Origin of the sequence: Paenibacillus sp. FSL F4-0122, from assembly GCF_038002845.1 — a bacterium.
Taxonomy (GTDB): Bacteria; Bacillota; Bacilli; order Paenibacillales; family Paenibacillaceae; genus Paenibacillus_AQ; species Paenibacillus_AQ odorifer.
The window spans coordinates 4,763,967-4,783,660 of record NZ_JBBODI010000001.1 but is presented as its reverse complement, the minus strand read 5'-3'; the positions used below and the strand labels follow the sequence as shown (position 1 = coordinate 4,783,660).

Below are 19,694 nucleotides of genomic sequence, written 5' to 3'. Positions count from 1 at the left end.
CATCCTCTTCTTCAACTCTAACTTTTAACTTTTTGGCGTATGATCTTTAGCTTTCCTGACGACAGCCGTTTTCATACGTTTTTTGCCCTCTCGACATACATCAAGGAGCGGACAAACCTGACATTTTGGATTCTGAGCCTTACAGTGATATCGTCCAAAAAAGATTAGCCGGTGATGCGTGAGCGTCCATTCATCACGTGGCACAGCCTTCATCAGCTTTTTCTCCACTTCCAGCACAGAATCTTTCCAGCCTGCCAATGCAAGTCGTTTAGCAACCCGCTCCACATGAGTGTCCACAGCAATGGCAGGAACTCCAAATGCGTTGGACACTACTACGTTAGCGGTTTTACGACCTACTCCTGGCAACGTTACAAGTAAGTCATGTGCCTCAGGCACTTCTCCGCCATACTGTTCTATGAGTATAGAGCACAGGCTTTGGATATGCTTAGCTTTGTTACGATATAAGCCGATGCGCCGGATATCCCCCTCCAATTCCTCCAGCGGCACAGAAATATAATCGATGGGGGCTTTGTACTTTTGGAACAGGTCCTCGGTCACTTTGTTCACCGTTGCATCCGTACATTGGGCTGACAGCAGCACCGCTATTGTTAATTCAAAAGCGTTACTGTGATTCAGCTCGCAATGTGCATCCGGAAACAAATCTCCAATCGTATCCAAAATGTGGCGGACGTCTGCAGCTTTCATAGTGTCCCCTCCACGGAGCAAAAACGCTCAGAAAATTCTAACGAGCGTCTCACCTCAAATGTTAGAAATATAAGCAAAGTACGTATTATAACGTATGGATTCATACATTTCAACACATACGATACTGGCATTATATTTCAAGTATTAACGCCTTGATTGTCCTAATAAGAACAGTAAGCGTTTAAGAGAGAAATATAAGACATACAGTATAGGAGCAATACTTATACTTTCTTATATTTCAAAAAAAACGTCTTGACGCAGGTAAAGCCCCCTGTGTCAAGACGGTGATTCACTCAGAAATCCACCATTGCAACTATTGTTTCACAATTTCAACCAAAATATCATTATTGAAATACATTATAATATTATCATTTTCTTTCAAAGATTGCACGGATAAAGTCGAATCTCCCTGATGAATATAAACATTAGCAGGAACAAAGAATTGATATTTATCGTTCAAATTAGGTCTCTTCGTCACCAATGAGTTTGTTGCACTCTCATAACGTGAGAATGTTCTACTGAGCTGAGACATAATACGAATCGTTGTAGATCCATCCGGATCCTTGCGAATCTCTACTCTGTCCCCTGCCGTCAAGTTGCTAAGAGCAGTCGTTGTCGAGCCGTCACGAATGATTTTGACTCCTCCACTTACTGCTAAGGTCTGTGCAGCTCCAGCATAATCCTTCACGACTACGCTATTCCCAGCGGCATCTACAGAACTTACCTGGCCTGTTGTGAGCTTAACTGCTTGAATAGCCAGCGGTGAGCTACCATCAAAGGTCACATTAAGATAATCTCCCGCTTTTAAATCCGTTAGCTTAATGCTCTCACCAGCTTCATTGGTCAACGGGATTGCCAAAGTATTAATATCACTGGTTCCCCCATTCCATTTGATGCTCAAACGGTTGGTTCCGGAATTCACCGTTGCCGCTTCAACTTGCAGCACAGTCTTCACTTTCAATACCGCTATCAGATCCTGGCCTGTAGTCAGTGAGGCAGTTATATTGCTTCCAATAGGAACATCGCTTAGGGTTGGACTAGTCTTGCCAAAGAGATCAACAAGTTGCGGATAAGGCATCGTTAAACTTTGTCCATCATTAAGCTTCAGAACAAGAGTTTTCGACGTAGAATTAACAGCCGTTAAAGTTCCATCGTACTTTGTGACAATTTCCAAAGACAAAGCACGCTGTCCTATTGCCTTCAGATTAACTTTGCGGTTCTCGATAAGTTTCGCACCCATATTAGTTAAGTTAGGCAATGCACCTTCATAAATCAGCTTTGTTTTCTCATCCAACTGAACCACATGGGCTTTTTTGCTGCTATCCATAACTGTAAGGAGCTGTGTTTTGCTATTATAATCCACAATTGTTGCTCCACTATACTGCTCAATTTGGCGGCTTAACACTTCAATTTTGGTGACTTGATCGCTGCTGTTTAAGGTAACCTGAATCTTGTCCCCACCTACTGCATCAGCAATAAGATCATCAGCTACTGCTCCACTCATGTTCGGAATAACAATCGTCGGTTTAGTGCCAAGCAGTTTAACCTCACGATTTCCGTCTGCTTTTTTGTAAACAACTGTGGAACTAGTCAGCTCGGTAAGTACCCCGTCAACTGTCCGTTCAACACCTTCTGTCACTTCTACAGTGCGGATCACATTATCTTGAATCGTATATTTGACCGCATTACCTGTCTTCAAATCTGCAGGTTTCAGCACTGATGCTTGAGAGCTGAATAATGAAGTCCCATCTTCCCATTTAAAAGTTTCTACAGTACCCGCAGTATTTTTGAAAGTAATGCTTTTACCAGTAAGATCTACACTTTGAATAGTGCCTGTTGTTGTTTTGTTAACAACCCCTGAAGTCACTTGAACCTTTACTACTTTATGTGAACCACTATACGTTTCACGTTGCAGTGAAACTACACTATCTGTTACCAGCGAAGCAGGTTCAATTCCAGCTCCATTTACATCCACAAAGGAAGTAGTCTCATCGTAGTAGTATTCTGTGAACCCTGTTGGTGACTTTAACCAAAGCTTATTACCTGGAGCTACCATGGCGAAGTTTCCTGACAGAGTCTCTACTTGTTGTGTAGGGTCAGTCACTTCAACATAAGCCGCGTTATATGTCGCGCCAATTACAGTAACCTTAGTGTAGGGTTGGACATCACTTAGATTGATTCTGCTTTCAGAAGCACTTGTGTAATAAGCAGTGCTTGCTCCCAGGGTATATGTAGAAGTCTTTCCGTTGTTATAGACGGATAGTTTCCCATCTGCTAATTGACTGATCGTTCCTGATACCGTGTTGTCGTATTCAACCGTATTGTGAGCTTCAGCGCGACTGAAAAAAGTCGCCAATTGCGCACGTGTTACAGCGCCTTGCGGATCAAAACGATTGCCATCAAGTCCATTGGCTAGGCCTAAATCAACGGCAACGTTGATGTAACCACGTTTGTTGGCAGACACTTTGGTATCATCTGCAAAGCCAGTTGGCTCACTAGCAGCCCCTGCTGCATCTGCGCTTTTTCCAAGGGAGCGGATTAACAGCTCCGCAATCCATTCCCGGGATGCTTTACGCTCTCCCCAAGAAGTCTTCAGATTATCTGGAGCCATTTCGGTTGCTTTATCGAGTAATCCTTGTTGAAAAGCCAACACAACATAATCCTTGTAATAATTCGTAACCTTAAAATCGGTAGGCAATGCTACCGCAGAAGAAGCATCCACTTTATCCTGCAACTTCATAAACCGCAGGGCCATAAGCACTGCTTCCTGTTGAGTTACAGAATCTCCAGGACGGAACAATCCATTATTCCCAACCACAATTCCTTGTGAAGCGAGTTTGTAAATATGTTTTTCAGCCCAGAAGCCTGTCTTCACATCGCTAAAAATCCCTACAGATTGAGTAGTGGTTGATGTCGGTGTAGTGGCAGCTGTGTCTGCAAACACTGCACTTGCACCACCAAAAACCATAACACCAGCCATAACAGCCGACACTGCTTTATTAGAATAAGCCTTCAATGGACGTTTTGACCTTTTTTGCGCGGACAATAGATTATTCCCCTCTCTATGACTCAAATAAATAGTATGTTTAAAAATTCGTCAGCTAGATGCCTAATTCCTTTGTTGCATGACCAATTAAGAATTATCTCTAGTCATAGGATGCAATAGGTCCACATGGCCCATCAGACTTTCTACCTTTTCACCATCAACTAAAACTTCGATACTCTTTACTTCCGCAAATTGAAAATAAGTTTTGGCAAGTGAAGTAATGGCAAAGGATTCTCCACCCGCACCAAGCTGAGCTTCATCTGGTTTATGAATATCCATTACGATTTGACCTTCAACGAATTTCAGTGATTTGAGTTCAATTTTCCCCCATAAAGGTACAAGATCTGTATTCTCATTACTTTGCAGTGCTTTGAACGTCTCTGTATATTTCTCAGCATCGTCAGAGTAGTTAATCGTAGTCTTAGCAGGCACTAAATCCATAATTTGCGAATCTGTGTAATAAACTTCAATACTCTGGCTTTGCTTTTGTGTCTCATTTTCTACCGGCTTCGATGACGGCTGTGTTTCTGCATTAGTATTATCTGCTGTCGGTTGCGGAGTGCTAGCCACTTCGCTTTCCTGATCATCAGACGGAGCTGGGGTACTTTCTCCCGCACCACTTACAACGTTTGTAGTATCTTGCTCCACTCCATTAGCAGGAGCTGCAGTAGGCTTATCTCCACAGCCAGCAATCACTAGTAGAAGCAGCGCAGCAACCCCAACCATAGTCCATTTTTGTTTAAACATTAATAAACGCCTCCTCTAGATGAATACGGGCAGACAGGTACCGCAAAACCACTTCTTGCCTTTTTATAGATAAAAGCAGAAAGCTGACTTTGCGGCGCTCGTCTGCCACTGGTCTGTTATTTTATACCCAAATATTCCTTGATTCCACTCACTATTGAAGCAGCAACTTTGTTTTGTAATGCTTCCGTAAATAGCAATGTCTCATCCTTCTTATTGCTAAGGTATCCTACTTCAAGTAGAACAGCAGGCATTTTCGTTTCACGAATGACATGGAAATTCCCGTATCGTACACCGCGATCACTAAGCCCTGTAGCCTCAACTAGATACTTATGCATCACTTTCGCTAAGGCCTTACTGGCTTCCCGCTGATAATACGTTTCTGTCCCGCTTGCCGCAGAAGATGCGGAACTGTTGGCATGTACAGAAATGAATAGATCTGCTTTTAAATTATTAGCCATAGCCGCCCTATCCTTGAGCTCCAAGAATGTATCGTCACTGCGTGTCAGTACGACGTCGATATTACTTTCTTTTTTCAGCAATGCTGCTGTCTTAAGTACTATAGCTAAATTAAAATTCTTTTCGTATTTTCCTGTTACTCCTACTGCACCAGAATCTTTAGCTCCGTGCCCTGCATCCAGTACTACGAGCTTCTTGCCATCATTACCTGGCTGTGTTGAAGTATCATCCGTACTTTCTGCATTCAGGTCAATGATAACCAACTTAGAATCAGTTCCAGATACGCTGATGTTATAATTCTTAGGATAATTCAAATCAATTACAAAACGTACAGTATAAGGGTTGGAGCTATAAAGCGAATACCGGACGCCTGATACATCAGGATAATCCTTCACTTCCAGTTTGCCATTCAGATCAGGATCAAGAACTTGTCCCGTACCAAACAGATCTGAGAAAGTGGCATTAGGAAAATCAATAACTAACCGATCCGGCCCTGTCATTACACTTACTTTTGGCGCTGAATTACCTTCCATCGCAATGCTCAAACGATTCTCACTAAAGCTCAAACCATTTATCATGGTTAAATTCTTAGTAGGATCTACCGGCGGAACAACCTCAGATCCACCATTTCCAGAGTTTCCATCTGAACTTCCGTTTTCATTTGAGGATCCTGGGGTAATAAGGTACACGATCTTCTTTGCATTATCCCAAGTGACGGTGAGACCAAACTGCTCACTTATGAACCGTATAGGTACAAGTGTCGTATCACTCCGCAGGACAGGTGCAGTGGTAAGCTGTACTGTTTTGTCATCAACCGAAGCTGTCTTTTGATTAACAATAAGTTTGATGACCTTACCTTGCTGTTCAATCGTCACCGTTTTGCTTTTTTGATCCCAGCCCACGGTATAACCAAGACTCTCGGAGATCAATCTCAACGGTACCATGATAGTATCATTCACATTTTCAACCGGTACTTTTTGCCCTGCAGTAATCTCTTTGCCGTCCAGATAAATCTTGCTATTCGCGGCAGCAGCATGTCCATGCTCAGGCAAAACCAACACAAAGAGCAACAAAAACAACATCAAACTGAATTTCTTCATTCTTCACCTCTAAGAATCTAGTATTCGCCTGTGAATGGCGATCGTGGTGCCCTGTCTCCGTCAACCTCAGACCTCTATTAGACGCTGGTAATCTATAAAGGTTGCGAATATATTCCATAAAAATTGAGAAATCTCACCAACCTCAAGTCTTAAAGCCCCAGATATTCCTTAATCCCGGCAACAATTTCTCTCGCTAATTTCTCTTGAAGCTGCTCACTATACATCGCCGACTCATTCCCTGAATTTGTAAGATATCCTACCTCCAGCAAGACTGCCGGCATAGTAGTTTCTCGTGTAACATGTAGGCTTTTCGTACGAATCCCGTTGTCTTTAAAACCAGTAGCGGCTAATAAATGCTTATGCATAATCTGAGCAAGAGGCAGACTATCACTGCGAGAATAATAGGTTTCACTGCCATTTATTTTATCTCTATTTGGATATCCAACATCTAGCGAATTCGCGTGCACTGAAATAAAGAGATTCGCTTTAGCAGCCTCCGCAATTTTCACGCGATCCTGAAGCCCCAAGGTAGCATCATCCGTTCGAGTAAAGACCACGTCAACTAATGCTTCCTGCGTTAACAGCGTTTGTACTTTGCGGATGACGGCCAGATTGAAGTCTTTTTCCAGCTTGCCTGTGAGACTGACAGCTCCAGATTGAGTTCCGCCATGCCCCGCATCTAGAACTACAATGGGTTTACCTAACGTTCCATTAGCCCCTGGGGTGTTGCCTCCGCTGCTAGTTACATTCAAATCAATCGTAACCAGCCCGGTGCTTTCATCCGTACTAAGCTGGTACGGTTGATTTCCAACCGTTTGAATTACGAATCTGACAGTGGACGGACTCACACTGAACAGTGCATAACGGATCTCAGAAACGAGCGGGTAGCCGACAACGTCCAGCTTACCTTGAGGACCTCCAGTGCTGGTAACACCCGAAAGACTTCCAATGAAATTCGGATCGAAAGCAGCACCCGGAAAATCTACGACGATTCGATCAGGGTTTCTCATTTTTGTAACGTTTGGCTTAGTAGCCCCCGATACAGCGATAATAAGCCGATTCTCAGTGAATACTGCCCCGTTTACTAGAGGGCCTGTTGGAATTCCTGCTGTGCTTCCTGGTGCCGTAGTTGTTTGTGGAACTGGTGTCGGGCTGGGTGAAGTTACTACACTGCCAGCAGTTGTCCCGTTGTCACTTCCCGGCGTAGCACTTGGAGTTGGGACAGGTGTAATAGTTGCTGTTGGATTGGTAGTATTCCCCTCAGGTGTCATTGCAGAATTGCTAACTTGTCCACCTGTCAAATAGACGGTTTTATCAACATTATCCCAGCCCACCTTTAAGCCGAACTGCTCGCTTACGAAACGAATTGGAACGAGTACTGTGCCGCCACTCTGCTTAGGAGCTGCATTTAAATCAAACGTCACCCCATCTGCATCAGCTGTTTTCCGTCCTACCGCCAGCTCAATGCTTTTACCATCCTGGTGAACGGTTACTTTCCGGGTCTGCTGCTCCCATAACACCTCGAATCCAAGATTCTCTACTACCACTCTGACCGGAATCATAACGCTACCATTTACGTTTTCGAGCTTAATTCCTTTTGGCAAAGCAAGTTCCTGATTGTCCATAATAATTCTGCCTGCGCTGCTACCAGCTGCGGCAGCTTCTTGTCCGGTGGATGATAATAATAATAATGGCAGTAACAAAAGCAGCAATATACGAAGCCCAGCTCTTCTCATTCTCATTTTCCGCTCCTTCTGCAAGTAATAGATCCTAGATAAGTATTTAGACGACAGAAATCACCAAATGTTTCCTTAATGACCAATGAATATATCGATTATAGCAAAAAAACTTCTATTTCCGACACCCGGAAATAGAAGTTTTGCGTATTTTTTGTAAAGTTTAAGAATCAGACCAGTTATATCCTCTTTTTAAGAGAATAGCTTGGCAGCATGACGCTCTTCATAAGCAGCAATTTCATCCGCATGTTGAAGGGTCAAACCGATATCATCCAAGCCTTGCAGCAGGAATTGACGACGGTGCTCATCCAGATCAAAGTTGATGCTCAGTCCGAATTCATCTTGTAAAGCGTTGTTCTCAAGATCAACTGTCAGCTTGTAGTCCTCATGCTCAGCTGTCCGTTTGAACAATTCATCCACTTGCTCTTCCGAAAGCTTAATCGGCAGAATGCCGTTCTTAAAGCAGTTATTGTAGAAGATATCCGCATAAGAAGGTGCAATTACAACTCTGAACCCGTAATCCATAATCGCCCATGGTGCATGCTCCCGAGAGGATCCACAACCAAAGTTAGCGCGTGAGATCAGAACAGAAGCCCCTTGATAACGTGGTTTATTCATTTCGAAGGCTGGATTATCGTTACCTTCTTCATCAAAACGCCATTCATAGAACAAAAACTGTCCAAATCCCGTCCGTTCAATCCGTTTCAAAAACTGTTTCGGAATAATCGCATCCGTATCTACATTTACCCGGTCAACTGGTGCAACAATTCCTGTTAATTTTTTAAAAGCATCCATAGTTTTATCCTCCCGTGTTCTCTCTAGTTCTATGAGCTGACGGCTTCCGTCTTATAATTCCAATCACGTACATCAGTGAAACGACCTTTGATCGCAGCTGCGGCTGCCATAGCTGGAGATACCAGATGTGTACGTCCTCCGCGTCCTTGGCGTCCTTCAAAGTTACGGTTCGAGGTAGATGCACAGCGTTGTCCAGGCTGCAGAACATCCGGGTTCATGGCCAAGCACATGCTGCATCCCGCTTCACGCCATTCAAAGCCAGCTTCAGTAAAGACTTTATCAAGTCCTTCTTTCTCAGCCTGCATCTTAACACGGCCCGAGCCTGGAACAACAATGGCAGTAACCTTTTCAGAAACCTTATGACCTTTAGCTACCACTGCTGCAGCTCTCAAATCTTCGATCCGTCCGTTAGTGCAGGAACCAATAAATACATAATCAATCGGAATTTCAGAAATAGGTGTTCCAGGAGTCAAATCCATATATTCAAGCGCTTTTTCAGCAGCTTTACGTTCATTTTCAGTGGTGAAGTCAGCCGGATTCGGTACGCTGGAGTTGATGTCAGTACCCATGCCCGGGCTAGTACCCCAGGTCACTTGTGGAATCAATGTTTCCACATCAAATTCAACAACCGTATCGTACTGAGCGCCCTCGTCGCTTACAAGACTCTTCCATGCTTCTACAGCAGCATCATAAGCCTCGCCTTGCGGTACGTATTGACGTCCACGCAGATAATTAAAAGTAGTTTCATCAGGGGCAATCAAGCCAGCTCTTGCTCCACCTTCGATCGACATATTGCAGACAGTCATACGTTCTTCCATCGACAATTCACGAATAGCTTCGCCTGTATACTCAATTACATAACCTGTGGCAAAATCAGTACCGTACTTAGCAATAACACCTAGGATCATATCTTTTGCTGTTACGCCAGGGTTACGTTTGCCTGTAAAGCGTACTTCCATTGTCTTAGCTTTGGATTGCTGCAAACATTGCGTAGCCATTACATGTTCAACTTCACTAGTTCCGATACCGAATGCCAGTGCGCCGAATGCACCATGCGTGGAGGTATGGCTGTCGCCGCAAACGATAGTTTTGCCAGGATGTGTCAAGCCGATTTCAGGACCCATTACGTGTACAACGCCTTGATCAATATCATTCAGATCGAACAGTCTTACACCAAAATCAGCACAGTTCTTAGAAAGGGTATCAATTTGTTGCTTGGAGATTGGATCTTTAATGTTAAAACGATCTTTAGTTGGTACGTTATGATCCATCGTTGCGAAGGTCAGCTCAGGACGGCGAACCTTCCGGTTGCTGAGACGAAGCCCTTCAAAAGCCTGTGGAGAAGTTACTTCATGAACCAAATGCAGATCAATATAAATAATGCTAGGTTTACCTTCCTCTTGATGAATAACGTGATTCTCCCAAATCTTCTCAAACATTGTCTTGTTGCTCATAATTTCACCTCATTAATAGAATCGTTCATTGGAAGAGAGCGTGGAGTCTCTCTTGAATGATCTAAATATAACACCCCTGTCTTTATAATTCCAAGATATGATATCTATAAAAGTGATAGCCTGAACCTATAAGCTGAGTTAGGGTATGTTGAGGCGCAATATGTAGGAGCGATGAGCAAGCGGGGTATGTAGCAGCGTTGCGCAAGCGGGGTGTGTAGCAGCGTTGCACAAGCGGGATATGTAGCAGCGATGCGCAAGCATAGTGTGTAGAAGCGATGCACAAGCATAGTGTGTAGAAGCGATGCGCAAGCGCAGTGTGTAGAAGCGATGCGCAAGCGTAGTGTGTAGAAGCGATGCGCAAGTGTGATGTGTAGGTGCGATTCGCAAGTGTAATGTGTAGAAGCGATGCGCAAGTGTGATGTGTAGGTGCGATTCGCAAGCGTAGTGTGTAGAAGCGATGCGCAAGCGCTATATGTAGGAGAGATGTGCAAGTGTGATGTGTAGGTGCGTTTAGTTGTATTTTGTACAGCTATATTCCTGTGAATCATTCGTTAATGAATATAAGTGTATTGTGTACAGCTATTTTCTTGAATTATCGCCTTATAGCTGGGAACTCTAGTTTTTAGTTGTATAGAATACACTTAAAACCAAAATGATCCCTTTTGCATACGAAATAGCTGTACAAAATACAGTTATTTCATAGATACTCTCAAGATCCGGCGCTAAAAATATACTGTTAGAGGATATCGGATACTTCGGTCAGTGTTGGGGGGTTAATCTCTTGAAATCAGGCCCGCAAATCCTGAGGAGCGATGAAGTGAAGGCTCTTTCGGGTTGCCTATACAAAACTATAATCCAATAGGATATACTTATAAGTAAATCATTTTCCTAAGGAGTTCATACATGGAACTGAGACAACTGCAGTATGTGCTGCAAATCGCAGCCGAAAAAAACTTCTCTCGTGCAGCGGACAAGCTGCATATTGCCCAGCCCTCGCTCAGCCAGCAGCTTTCCAAACTGGAAAAAGAGCTCGGCGTAATGCTGTTTCAGCGTAATACCAGCTCCGTTGAGCTGACCTACGCAGGTTCTAAATTCGTTGAACAAGCCCAGATTATCATTGACGCAGTGGAGCTGCTGCGGCAAGAAATGTCCGACATATCAGAACTGCGTACTGGACGTGTAGTTGTGGGTAGTATGCCGATTACAGGTGCACATCTTCTGCCGCATGTACTTCCAGTTTTTAAACAAAATTATCCTGAGGTAGAAATAACGCTGCTCGAAGACTCGTCAATGAACCTAGAGAAGCTCACGGCAAGTGGCCAAACCGATTTAAGCCTGCTCTCCTTACCCCTCGAAATTCCTGCACTAGCTTATGAAGAGCTTGGAGAGGAAAGAATCGATCTCGCTGTTCCTCCTGAACATCCACTCGCTAAACGAATCCTAGATGGAACACGGACCTCACTTGAAGAGCTTAAGGACGAACCTTTTATCGTACTTAAGGAAGGTCAGGGCTTCCGCAAAATGACTGTGGAACTATGCCGGAAAGCCGGATTCGAGCCACGAATCGTTTTCGAGAGCAATAATATGGAAACCGTTCAATCCCTAGTGGCAACAGGTATGGGCGTGACTCTTGTTCCTCGTTTTATCGCTCGTGCACCGCGGAGTGAATTTGTTCCAGTCTACTTACCGCTTGCTGATCCAGTGCCTAGTCGTACGCTAGTTGTAGCATATCGACGCGGACGATATTTGTCCAAAGCCGCAAAGGCTTTTGTAGAAACATTCAAATCAACCGTGTCTGAATTAACGGAAGAATAGAATATATACAAATAAAGTGCCCCAGTAACCATTCGTGTGGTTGTCGGGGCACTTTTCAGGTGAACCTCTTGTAACAGTACTAGATTATTTACGCAAATTACGCTGTGTAATCAGGCGGTTCTGATCATCCGACACACGTGCTTTACTTGAATCAGCCAATCCCTTATCAACTGGAGCCCCGGTGTGCTCTTCCACAAATTCACGAGTCACACTATTCTGAAGCTCTGCAACTTCGTTTGAATCTTGATTCTGTCCCTGCTCGGCATTGTTGTCTTTAGTCAATTTAATCCACCTCCTGGTAACAGATTATAAGTTCTTTACCCCTTCTCTTTGAGGTTAAACATAATATATAGAGCTTTCTGCATGAAGAAATATATCCTACGTTTTCCCTTTGCAATGCAACCAGCTCCATGGTATTCTATTGAAAATAAGTGAAACGTGCAGACGGGACCAGTAAGAATGAGTCTAACCGCGCCTAGAGAGTAGATTCCGACAGGCTGAAAGAATTTACCGCGGTTTTCGTTCCGAATCCTACCCCCGAGCGGCCTGTGTCTAACAGGACGGATCCTCCCGTTATGAGAATGAAGTCGGATGATCCCTCATCAATGAAGGTGGTACCGCGGAAGTTTATAAGCTTTCGTCCTTTGCTAAGTCTAAGGATGGGGGCTTTTTGTTGTTTTCAGGACTTAATAAACGAAGAGGATGTGGACAGAAATGACGACGCGAATCGTGGTCAAAATAGGCAGCAGCTCGCTGACCGGACCCGAGGGCGGTTTGAATCGTGAAGCAGTCTCCTTTTTTGCCTCAGAGATTGCCGAGTTGAAGAAAAACGGCTGTGAGGTGTTGTTAGTAACCTCTGGTGCGGTAGCCGCAGGCTTCCGCAGTATCGGTTATCCAGCACGTCCGAAGCTGCTGCATGAGAAGCAGGCCGCTGCGGCTGTTGGCCAGGTGCTGCTGATGCAAGCCTATCAGGAAGCTTTTGCCCAGCATGGAATTACTACCGCGCAAATATTGCTGACTCGCACCGATTTCTGCAGCCGCAGAGCCATGAATAACGCTATGATGACTGTAGAAGAGCTACTTCGCCAAGGAGCGGTGCCCGTATTTAACGAAAATGACACTGTCTCCGTAGATGAACTGAAATTTGGCGATAACGATACCCTCTCTGCGCTAGTAGCCAACCTGTTAAAAGCCTCTAGACTACTTGTCTTAACCGACATGGATGGTTTATACAGTGGAGATCCCCGCAAGCATCCGGATGCTGTCCGCTATCAGTTCGTAGATGACATTACACCGGAGATATATGCTATTGCTGGTGGAGCTGGCTCTAGTGTTGGAACAGGCGGTATGCGATCAAAAATCGATGCGGCCAAGATCGCTACTCGGGGTGGTGTTCCTGTCTTTGTCGGAAGAGCCACCGAACCTGGAGATTTACAGCTTGCTGCAACAGGAGAAGGCAGGGGCACTTATTTTGCAACGAAGCTATCCTCTCTTCCCGTCAAAAAGCAATGGCTTGGCTTTATGTCTACCCCTCTCGGCTCCCTATACGTGGACGAAGGGGCTGTAGAAGCTTTGCTTCATGGCGGTCACAGCCTGTTGCCTGTAGGCGTCAAACAGACAGAGGGTAGCTTTCACGCAGGAGATGTTGTAGAAGTACTTGGACCCGACTCCAAATTGCTTGGACGTGGGATTGTAAATTACGATGATGCTCAGCTGCGCAGCATTCAAGGTCTGCCAAGCCGTGAGATTGTACCAAAGCTGGGAGAAGTACACCGGCTTGAGGTCATTCACCGTGACGAATGGATTACACTGAGATAAACATTTTTTTCAATTCAAATATAGGGAGGAATCGTCATGAGTGAAGTAATTAATAAGAGTAAATTAGCCAAGGAGACTACAGGAGTTCTAGCAAGCTTAACAACTGGCCAGAAGAATGAAGCACTGCTGGTCATGGCCGATGCGCTTCGCCGCGAAGCTCCCGCCATTATCGCCGCCAACGCGGAGGATTTGGAACGAGGAAGACTTAATGGAACTCCGGAATCCATGCTCGACCGGTTGGCGTTAGATGTGGGCCGGATTAACAGCATTGCCGAAGGCCTGCAACAAATCGCTGTATTACCGGATCCTATCGGTGACACGCTAGAAAGCATTGAACGTCCTAACGGCCTCAACATCCAGAAGCTGCGTGTTCCGCTTGGTGTGATCGGCATCATCTACGAGGCACGTCCCAATGTAACTGTTGATGCTGCAGGTCTATGTCTCAAAACCGGCAACGCTGTTGTGTTGCGCGGGGGCTCCTCTGCCCTGTCCTCCAACCGTAAAATTGTCGAGGTCCTGCACAATGCTCTTGCTGAAACCTCAATGCCGCCTAACGCGCTTCAGCTGATTGAAGATCCTAATCGTTCTTCAGTAGATGAAATGCTAAAGCTGAACGGACTTTTAGATGTGATTATCCCGCGCGGAGGCAGCTCTCTTATTCAAAATGTAGTCCTTAACGCAACCGTTCCTGTAATTGAAACTGGAGCAGGCATCTGCCATACTTATCTCGACACAACTGCCTTGCCAGAAATGGCACGGGACATTAGTTTAAATGCCAAAGCTCAGCGCCCTTCGGTATGTAACTCTATGGAAACACTACTCGTTCATCAGGATTACGCGAGCAAATATCTGTTATCCTTAGCCGAAGCATTTCGTGAGGTTCATGTAGAACTTCGTGGCTGTCAACAAACCATCTCTCTTGTCCCATGGGTATTACCTGCAACCGTAGAAGACTATGCTACAGAATACAACGATTATATCCTTAATATTAGAATCGTCAGTGATTTGGAAGAAGCTATGCAGCATATCGCGCAGTATGGTACGAAACATTCGGAATGTATCGTAACAGAAGATCAGGAGAACGCCACACGCTTTTTACAAGAAGTGGATGCTGCCGCTGTTTATCACAATGCCTCAACCCGCTTCACGGATGGCTTTGAATTTGGATTCGGTGCAGAGATTGGTATCAGTACCCAGAAACTCCACGCTCGTGGCCCGATGGGTCTGCCTGCACTAACTTCAACCAAATATAAGATCTACGGAACGGGACAAATTCGGGGTTAGTATGCACGTTTAAGTATTCTATCACACAACTTTTAGGAGGATTTTAGCCATGTGTCAGCAACCTTCAGTTCCACTCATGAATCATAATATTGTTTTTTATGGCGCAGGCTCCATGGCAGAAGCCATCGTTCGCGGGATGATTAGCCGCAATATCGTGAAGTCCGATAATGTCATCATGCTCAATCGCAGCAGCAGTGAACGTCTGGCAGAACTAAAAAGCCGTTATGGTGTAATAGGCACAAATGATCCCGAACAAAAAATAGAATACTTACGGAACGCACCAGTAATAGTACTGGCAATGAAACCTAAAGATGCCGCAGAATCCTTACGCGGACTAGGTCCAATTCTTTCTCCGGATCAGATCGTAGTTTCTGTCATTGCAGGTCTATCTATTCGCACCATGCAAGGTCTACTTGGCAAAGCCCAGCCTATTGTTCGCACAATGCCTAACACTTCCAGTTCCATCGGTCTGGGTGCCACTGGTCTAGCCTTCTCCAAAGAAGTAGACGAAAGAGGCCGTCGCCTTGCTCTTAATATCTTTGAGGCTGTCGGGCTTACAACAGTCATTGATGAGGAACGTATGGAAACCTTGACCGGAATTTCAGGCAGCGGGCCTGCGTATATCTATTACATGATGGAAGCCATGATCGCCGCTGGTATCCGTGGTGGGCTGCCACTTGATCAAAGCACCGAATTAACTGTTCAAACAGTGCTGGGTGCTGCCCGAATGGTACAACAGACGGGAGAAGAACCCGCAGCACTCCGTAAGAAGGTTACTTCCCCTAACGGTTCAACACAAGCAGCTATAGAAGTGCTTGAACGAGGGGAATTCTTTGAAACTGTGATTGCTGCAGTTAACCGATGTGCCGAGCGCTCACGTGAAATGGGTGCTGCCCTAGAGAAAGAGCTTCGTTCTTAACCAAAAAAAGATCGCAGCCCATCCCCTCATCGGGTGGGAAGCGATCTTTTTTTTATCTTGTTACAACATTTCCATAATTATCTCTTACGATTACCTTTAGATTTACAGGAGCCGCAATGGTCACGTTCAATGCATTCCTGGAGTTATCGAATACTAGATGTCTAGGTATGTCTCCTAAAATGACGTAAAATGTGTCTCCGACTTGTTTAGTTTGCAACAGCCGCTTCTCTTGCTCTTGCTTGAGTTGCCCTTCTGCCGTGGAATAACTCCCAAATACATTCAACTCGTTCCCAGCCGTTCGATCAACCATAATTCCATAAGGTTCAGCAGCCTGGATTATAAGTGTGCCTACACCCTGTGGAACATTCCCCTTCCATTCCGGCAAGGAATAATTCTCCTCCGTAGATGAGATCACATGTCTAAGTTCTTGTGTTAATCCTAAAGAGCTGACTCCTGCGAATACTAAACAGCACACTGCCAGAAATCCGACGAACAGAACACTTAGCACATCATAGTACATTTTCCCTTTACCACGGAACCATAAGGTGTAAATTACAATTTCTAAACCAAGTAAGATAAAAATGAGCGGCCACCAAGCAAGTGTTGTCTCGAACACATCCGCTCCTTTCCACTGCGAGACCATTATTAATGCCCCGAGAAATAAAAGGCTCAGTCCCATCGACAACGTACCTACACGCCAACTTCTAGATTTCCCTTCGTTCACTGGAAACTCGCTAGTTACCATGACTCCCGGCTCTACTTCTACTGGATTATTCAAGATTGACCCCCCGCCCCTTTTCTACTCTTATTATTCTTACTTCCAGTCATCAGCTTCACCCCACCACCAATCAATAACACGGAGACGACAATGGTCTTAAAATATTCATTTACGCGATATTCCAGCCGCCATTCTGGAAATCTGATATCGATGGCAGGAACTGCGACATTCACAACAATAAAGTATAATCCGAGACACATCAGGACTGCACCGAGCCAACCTTGATGATTTAAGAAACCTTCGATAACCGGCTTATCCTGCAAAGGTTCACGTCCATATCGGCTAACTAACTGTAAGCCATCGAATAAGCTATAGAACCAAATGACCGGGATGAGGAAAAACAGCAATGTTAACCGCAAAAGATCCATGACATAGATACTTCCTAAGAAAAGAAGCATGAGCTGGAGCCCTCTTTTTTGCAGTCCCAGATACATCTGTCCAGCACCAGGAAATGCGGATAGTAATGTCGCTAATACTTTGCTGCGTCGTCCTTCCTCACGTCCAGCCTCCATCTCTTCGAATAATGTGCGGTCAACAAGCATTTCTCCTGCTTGTTTACGATGGATCAACTGAACTGCATCAAACATGCAATACAGCCAAATTACTGGCAATACTCCAAACAGCAGCAAAAATGCATCACTCGAAGTAATTCCGGCCAAGAACAACATAACGGTCATGAATCCGAAAAAAGAAATCAGAAAGGATAGTCCACGCTGCATCAGCCCCATATGAAAATGACCCAATCCAGGAATGAAAGACAATAAGATGACATGCACACGTTCATTATCCTCCGTCTTTACGGGCATAGTAGAACTAAAATCCAGCATTGATCCATCAGGCGCTACAATTGGAGTGGGCATTTGCAGTAATTTAATTACCAGATGAATCATCGAAAGGATCCATAGAAGTAAGAATCCGATCACTCCCAATGCCAGAATTCCCTCATCCCCTTCAGCCATAGCGATTAAGAATGACATAAATAACACACCAAAGCTTAGCAAAAAATAAACAATCCCTTGTGGGCGTCTTCCCATATAATAATGACCTGCTCCAGGAATCATATTAAGAAAAAGACCCTTAATTTTATTACGCTGCTGTTGCATTGTTCATTTCTCCTCTCATTTCTGTCTTCCGTCCATAATCCGGCTCAACCATCCGCTGGTGGCTTGCATGAATTGTTCGCTATAAGATGGCGAATTATCTTTCTTAGGGACAATAAGCTCCATTTCACCCGTGAGTAACTTATCAAACATCCCGGAAGACATAATCAACAGCGTTAACGAAGCAGCAACGGCATAATGAAAGATTGTTTTTTCATACCAGCGATAACGCCGTGATCCTTCTTCTTTCCCCGCTACTTCTTCTATGACTACTGAAGATCTCACCGTAGCAACCCAATCTCCCATAACTCTCTCTGTAAAAGCAGACGAATTCTCCAATGAAGGCAGATCCTCCTTTAGCTCATCCAGCATCTCCATGTATGAAACAAATGTGTCTTCATCCTTGAGCAGCATTAGTTCCCATTCTTCTCGCTCTATACTATCTTCTTGCCCTTCAAGATAAGCTTTTGCCTGCTCGCGGCGAATTAGGTTTTCTCCACTCTTCATCATAGCCATTCGTCCTCCTTCCAATGTTTTCGCATCCATTGTCTCGCCCTATATAGTCTGGACTCCACCGTCTTCAGAGTAATTTCATTTTCAGCAGCAATTTGCTCATATTTTTTATTTTCCAGATAATAAGCCACCATAATTTCCCGATGACCCTCCGGTAAATTGTTGATCTCACCCGACAGACGATTCATCCGGTCACGACGGACAACAGTGGCTAGTACATCCTCCTCATTAGAAGGTGTCTGGCTCAGCACAAGCTCATAGTCAACAGGTAACTCTCGTAGCCGATCACGTTTACGTTTGGCATCAATAGCCTTATTTAAGGCGATCCGCGTAATCCATGATTTTAAGCCTTGATAACGGTAGTCAGGGAGAGATTTATACATCTGGAGAAAAGCTTCCTGAGCAGCGTCTTCAGCCGCTTTAACTTCACGTAATACAGAATAGGTGATTTTGTATATATGCTGACTGTATGTATTTACAAACTGGCGAAACGCATCTTCGTCTCCTTGGCAAATCCGCTTGATTAATAGCTCTTCCTCAATGACTCTCCCCTCCTTCCCACAGCAATAGACGCTGAGTTCTTCGCCTACCCCTGCACTTATCTAAAAAAATAAAAAAAGAACCGTACAGACTCTAGCAATAGCTAAAGCAATACGGTTCTCTCCTAAACGATCTATCTTCCACCATTGCGGAATTTTTGTGTATACGTCTTAACATCCTGAGCGTTCTTGACCCGGTTACGGGCCCATTCCAGCAATATCCGGTCGATATAACGAAAATGAACCTTCCCCGCAAATACGGATTCCTTGAGTGCTAACAGAATCAGCTCCTCAGGATATCGGTCTTGATCCACCCAGCTGGAAATCGTCTCACATTCCATTGGAGACAGCGGGCGCCCGAATTCCTTCTCGAAAATACTGAATAGATTCCGGCTCTCCTCTTTATCTCCAAGTGAAGAAGGAGATGTGGGGGGAGTTCCGAATCCTCCACCTGACGCAGCAGCCCGGGGAGCTGATGTTCCATATGCTCCCTTGTCCTTATCTTGCTCATTTTCTTGTACAGCTGTCGCAAGATAAGCACCTAGCTTTCCATATAGCCCTGAGAAATTGTAGCGTTCATAATGGATATCTCTTAGCTCATCGTTGTCTCCATCGATGCTAATGAAACCTTCCTTCATGAGCTTCTGCAATTCTCCGGCGAGAACGGAAATGCTACGACCAGTTACAACCTGAAGCTCCTCCAGAGAAGGGAACTCAATCCCTTCTACTTGCCTGAAGGAGAGCAGATGAATCAGCAGCATGGCTTCACTTCCGCTTAAATTCAGCTTCCGGTAATACTTCAGTAAAGCGTAAGGTATGACGGCCATTCCGTTCTCCAGACCGAAGGAGACGCCTTCGCTCCAGGTACTCCATGTCTTGCCGTCCATGT

At 44.8% G+C, this 19,694-nt stretch carries 17 protein-coding genes; 4 read left to right on the top strand and 13 right to left on the bottom strand.

The annotated features are described in order from the left end of the window. Nucleotides 1–24: 24 nt before the first annotated feature. The 7 genes from nth to leuC all read right to left on the bottom strand — a co-directional run bounded on the left by nth (nt 25) and on the right by leuC (nt 10,039). The gene (gene nth, locus MHH49_RS20775; RefSeq protein ID WP_036676333.1) at nt 25–705 is read right to left on the bottom strand and encodes an endonuclease III; all 681 of its coding nucleotides are present in this window, start codon (nt 703–705) and stop codon (nt 25–27) included. A gap of 313 nt (nt 706–1,018) precedes the next feature. After that, nucleotides 1,019–3,751 (bottom strand): S-layer homology domain-containing protein, encoded by a 2,733-nt coding sequence (locus tag MHH49_RS20770; protein WP_081384340.1) that lies wholly within the window; start codon nt 3,749–3,751, stop codon nt 1,019–1,021. A gap of 87 nt (nt 3,752–3,838) precedes the next feature. Beyond that, the gene (locus MHH49_RS20765) at nt 3,839–4,498 is read right to left on the bottom strand and encodes a GerMN domain-containing protein (RefSeq protein WP_076104455.1); all 660 of its coding nucleotides are present in this window, start codon (nt 4,496–4,498) and stop codon (nt 3,839–3,841) included. A gap of 116 nt (nt 4,499–4,614) precedes the next feature. Further along, nucleotides 4,615–6,054, bottom strand: a complete 1,440-nt coding sequence (locus tag MHH49_RS20760; RefSeq protein WP_038572397.1) for an N-acetylmuramoyl-L-alanine amidase — start codon at nt 6,052–6,054, stop codon at nt 4,615–4,617. A 149-nt stretch (nt 6,055–6,203) separates the two neighbouring features. Then, a complete protein-coding gene (locus MHH49_RS20755) occupies nt 6,204–7,796 on the bottom strand; it encodes an N-acetylmuramoyl-L-alanine amidase (protein ID WP_341138456.1) in 1,593 nt (530 codons plus the stop codon). A gap of 186 nt (nt 7,797–7,982) precedes the next feature. Next, a complete protein-coding gene (gene leuD / locus MHH49_RS20750) occupies nt 7,983–8,585 on the bottom strand; it encodes a 3-isopropylmalate dehydratase small subunit (RefSeq protein WP_036676325.1) in 603 nt (200 codons plus the stop codon). Nucleotides 8,586–8,614: 29 nt separating this feature from the next. Beyond that, nucleotides 8,615–10,039: a 3-isopropylmalate dehydratase large subunit gene (gene leuC / locus MHH49_RS20745; RefSeq protein WP_036676324.1), complete on the bottom strand. Its 1,425-nt coding sequence runs from the start codon at nt 10,037–10,039 to the stop codon at nt 8,615–8,617. A 903-nt stretch (nt 10,040–10,942) separates the two neighbouring features. Here leuC and MHH49_RS20740 point away from each other — a divergent pair. Next, a complete protein-coding gene (locus MHH49_RS20740; RefSeq protein WP_076101451.1) occupies nt 10,943–11,854 on the top strand; it encodes a LysR family transcriptional regulator in 912 nt (303 codons plus the stop codon). A gap of 84 nt (nt 11,855–11,938) precedes the next feature. Here the strand turns inward: MHH49_RS20740 and MHH49_RS20735 are convergent, their stop codons facing one another. Next, entirely contained in the window at nt 11,939–12,136 is a 198-nt protein-coding gene (locus MHH49_RS20735) for a hypothetical protein (RefSeq protein WP_076101453.1), read from the bottom strand. Between the two features lie 432 nt (nt 12,137–12,568). Between MHH49_RS20735 and proB the strand changes: the two genes are divergently transcribed. Genes proB through proC form a run of 3 tightly spaced genes read left to right on the top strand, consistent with a single transcriptional unit; the run spans nt 12,569 to nt 15,875 of the window. After that, nucleotides 12,569–13,672, top strand: a complete 1,104-nt coding sequence (gene proB / locus MHH49_RS20730; RefSeq protein WP_076101454.1) for a glutamate 5-kinase — start codon at nt 12,569–12,571, stop codon at nt 13,670–13,672. Nucleotides 13,673–13,708: 36 nt separating this feature from the next. After that, nucleotides 13,709–14,956 carry a glutamate-5-semialdehyde dehydrogenase gene (locus MHH49_RS20725; RefSeq protein ID WP_076101455.1) on the top strand — a complete coding sequence of 416 codons (1,248 nt, stop codon included), beginning with the start codon at nt 13,709–13,711 and terminating at the stop codon, nt 14,954–14,956. A 49-nt stretch (nt 14,957–15,005) separates the two neighbouring features. Next, complete coding sequence (gene proC, locus MHH49_RS20720) at nt 15,006–15,875, top strand: pyrroline-5-carboxylate reductase (protein ID WP_036676316.1); 870 nt, start codon at nt 15,006–15,008, stop codon at nt 15,873–15,875. Nucleotides 15,876–15,927: 52 nt separating this feature from the next. Here proC and MHH49_RS20715 read toward each other — a convergent pair whose 3' ends face one another. From MHH49_RS20715 to MHH49_RS20695, 5 genes are all read right to left on the bottom strand, one after another. Next, nucleotides 15,928–16,653, bottom strand: coding sequence for a hypothetical protein (locus tag MHH49_RS20715; protein ID WP_051490914.1), 726 nt, complete (start codon nt 16,651–16,653; stop codon nt 15,928–15,930). Then, a complete protein-coding gene (locus MHH49_RS20710; RefSeq protein ID WP_036676314.1) occupies nt 16,650–17,756 on the bottom strand; it encodes a hypothetical protein in 1,107 nt (368 codons plus the stop codon). Before MHH49_RS20710 ends, MHH49_RS20715 begins: the two co-directional genes overlap by 4 nt. Before the next feature lie 15 nt (nt 17,757–17,771). Further along, complete coding sequence (locus tag MHH49_RS20705; protein WP_141240287.1) at nt 17,772–18,269, bottom strand: hypothetical protein; 498 nt, start codon at nt 18,267–18,269, stop codon at nt 17,772–17,774. Beyond that, a complete protein-coding gene (locus MHH49_RS20700; RefSeq protein WP_256715977.1) occupies nt 18,260–18,715 on the bottom strand; it encodes an RNA polymerase sigma factor in 456 nt (151 codons plus the stop codon). The genes MHH49_RS20705 and MHH49_RS20700 overlap by 10 nt, the downstream gene beginning before the upstream one ends. Nucleotides 18,716–18,939: 224 nt before the next feature. Continuing rightward, nucleotides 18,940–19,692 carry a DnaD domain-containing protein gene (locus tag MHH49_RS20695; protein ID WP_038572407.1) on the bottom strand — a complete coding sequence of 251 codons (753 nt, stop codon included), beginning with the start codon at nt 19,690–19,692 and terminating at the stop codon, nt 18,940–18,942. Between the last annotated feature and the right edge of the window lie 2 nt (nt 19,693–19,694).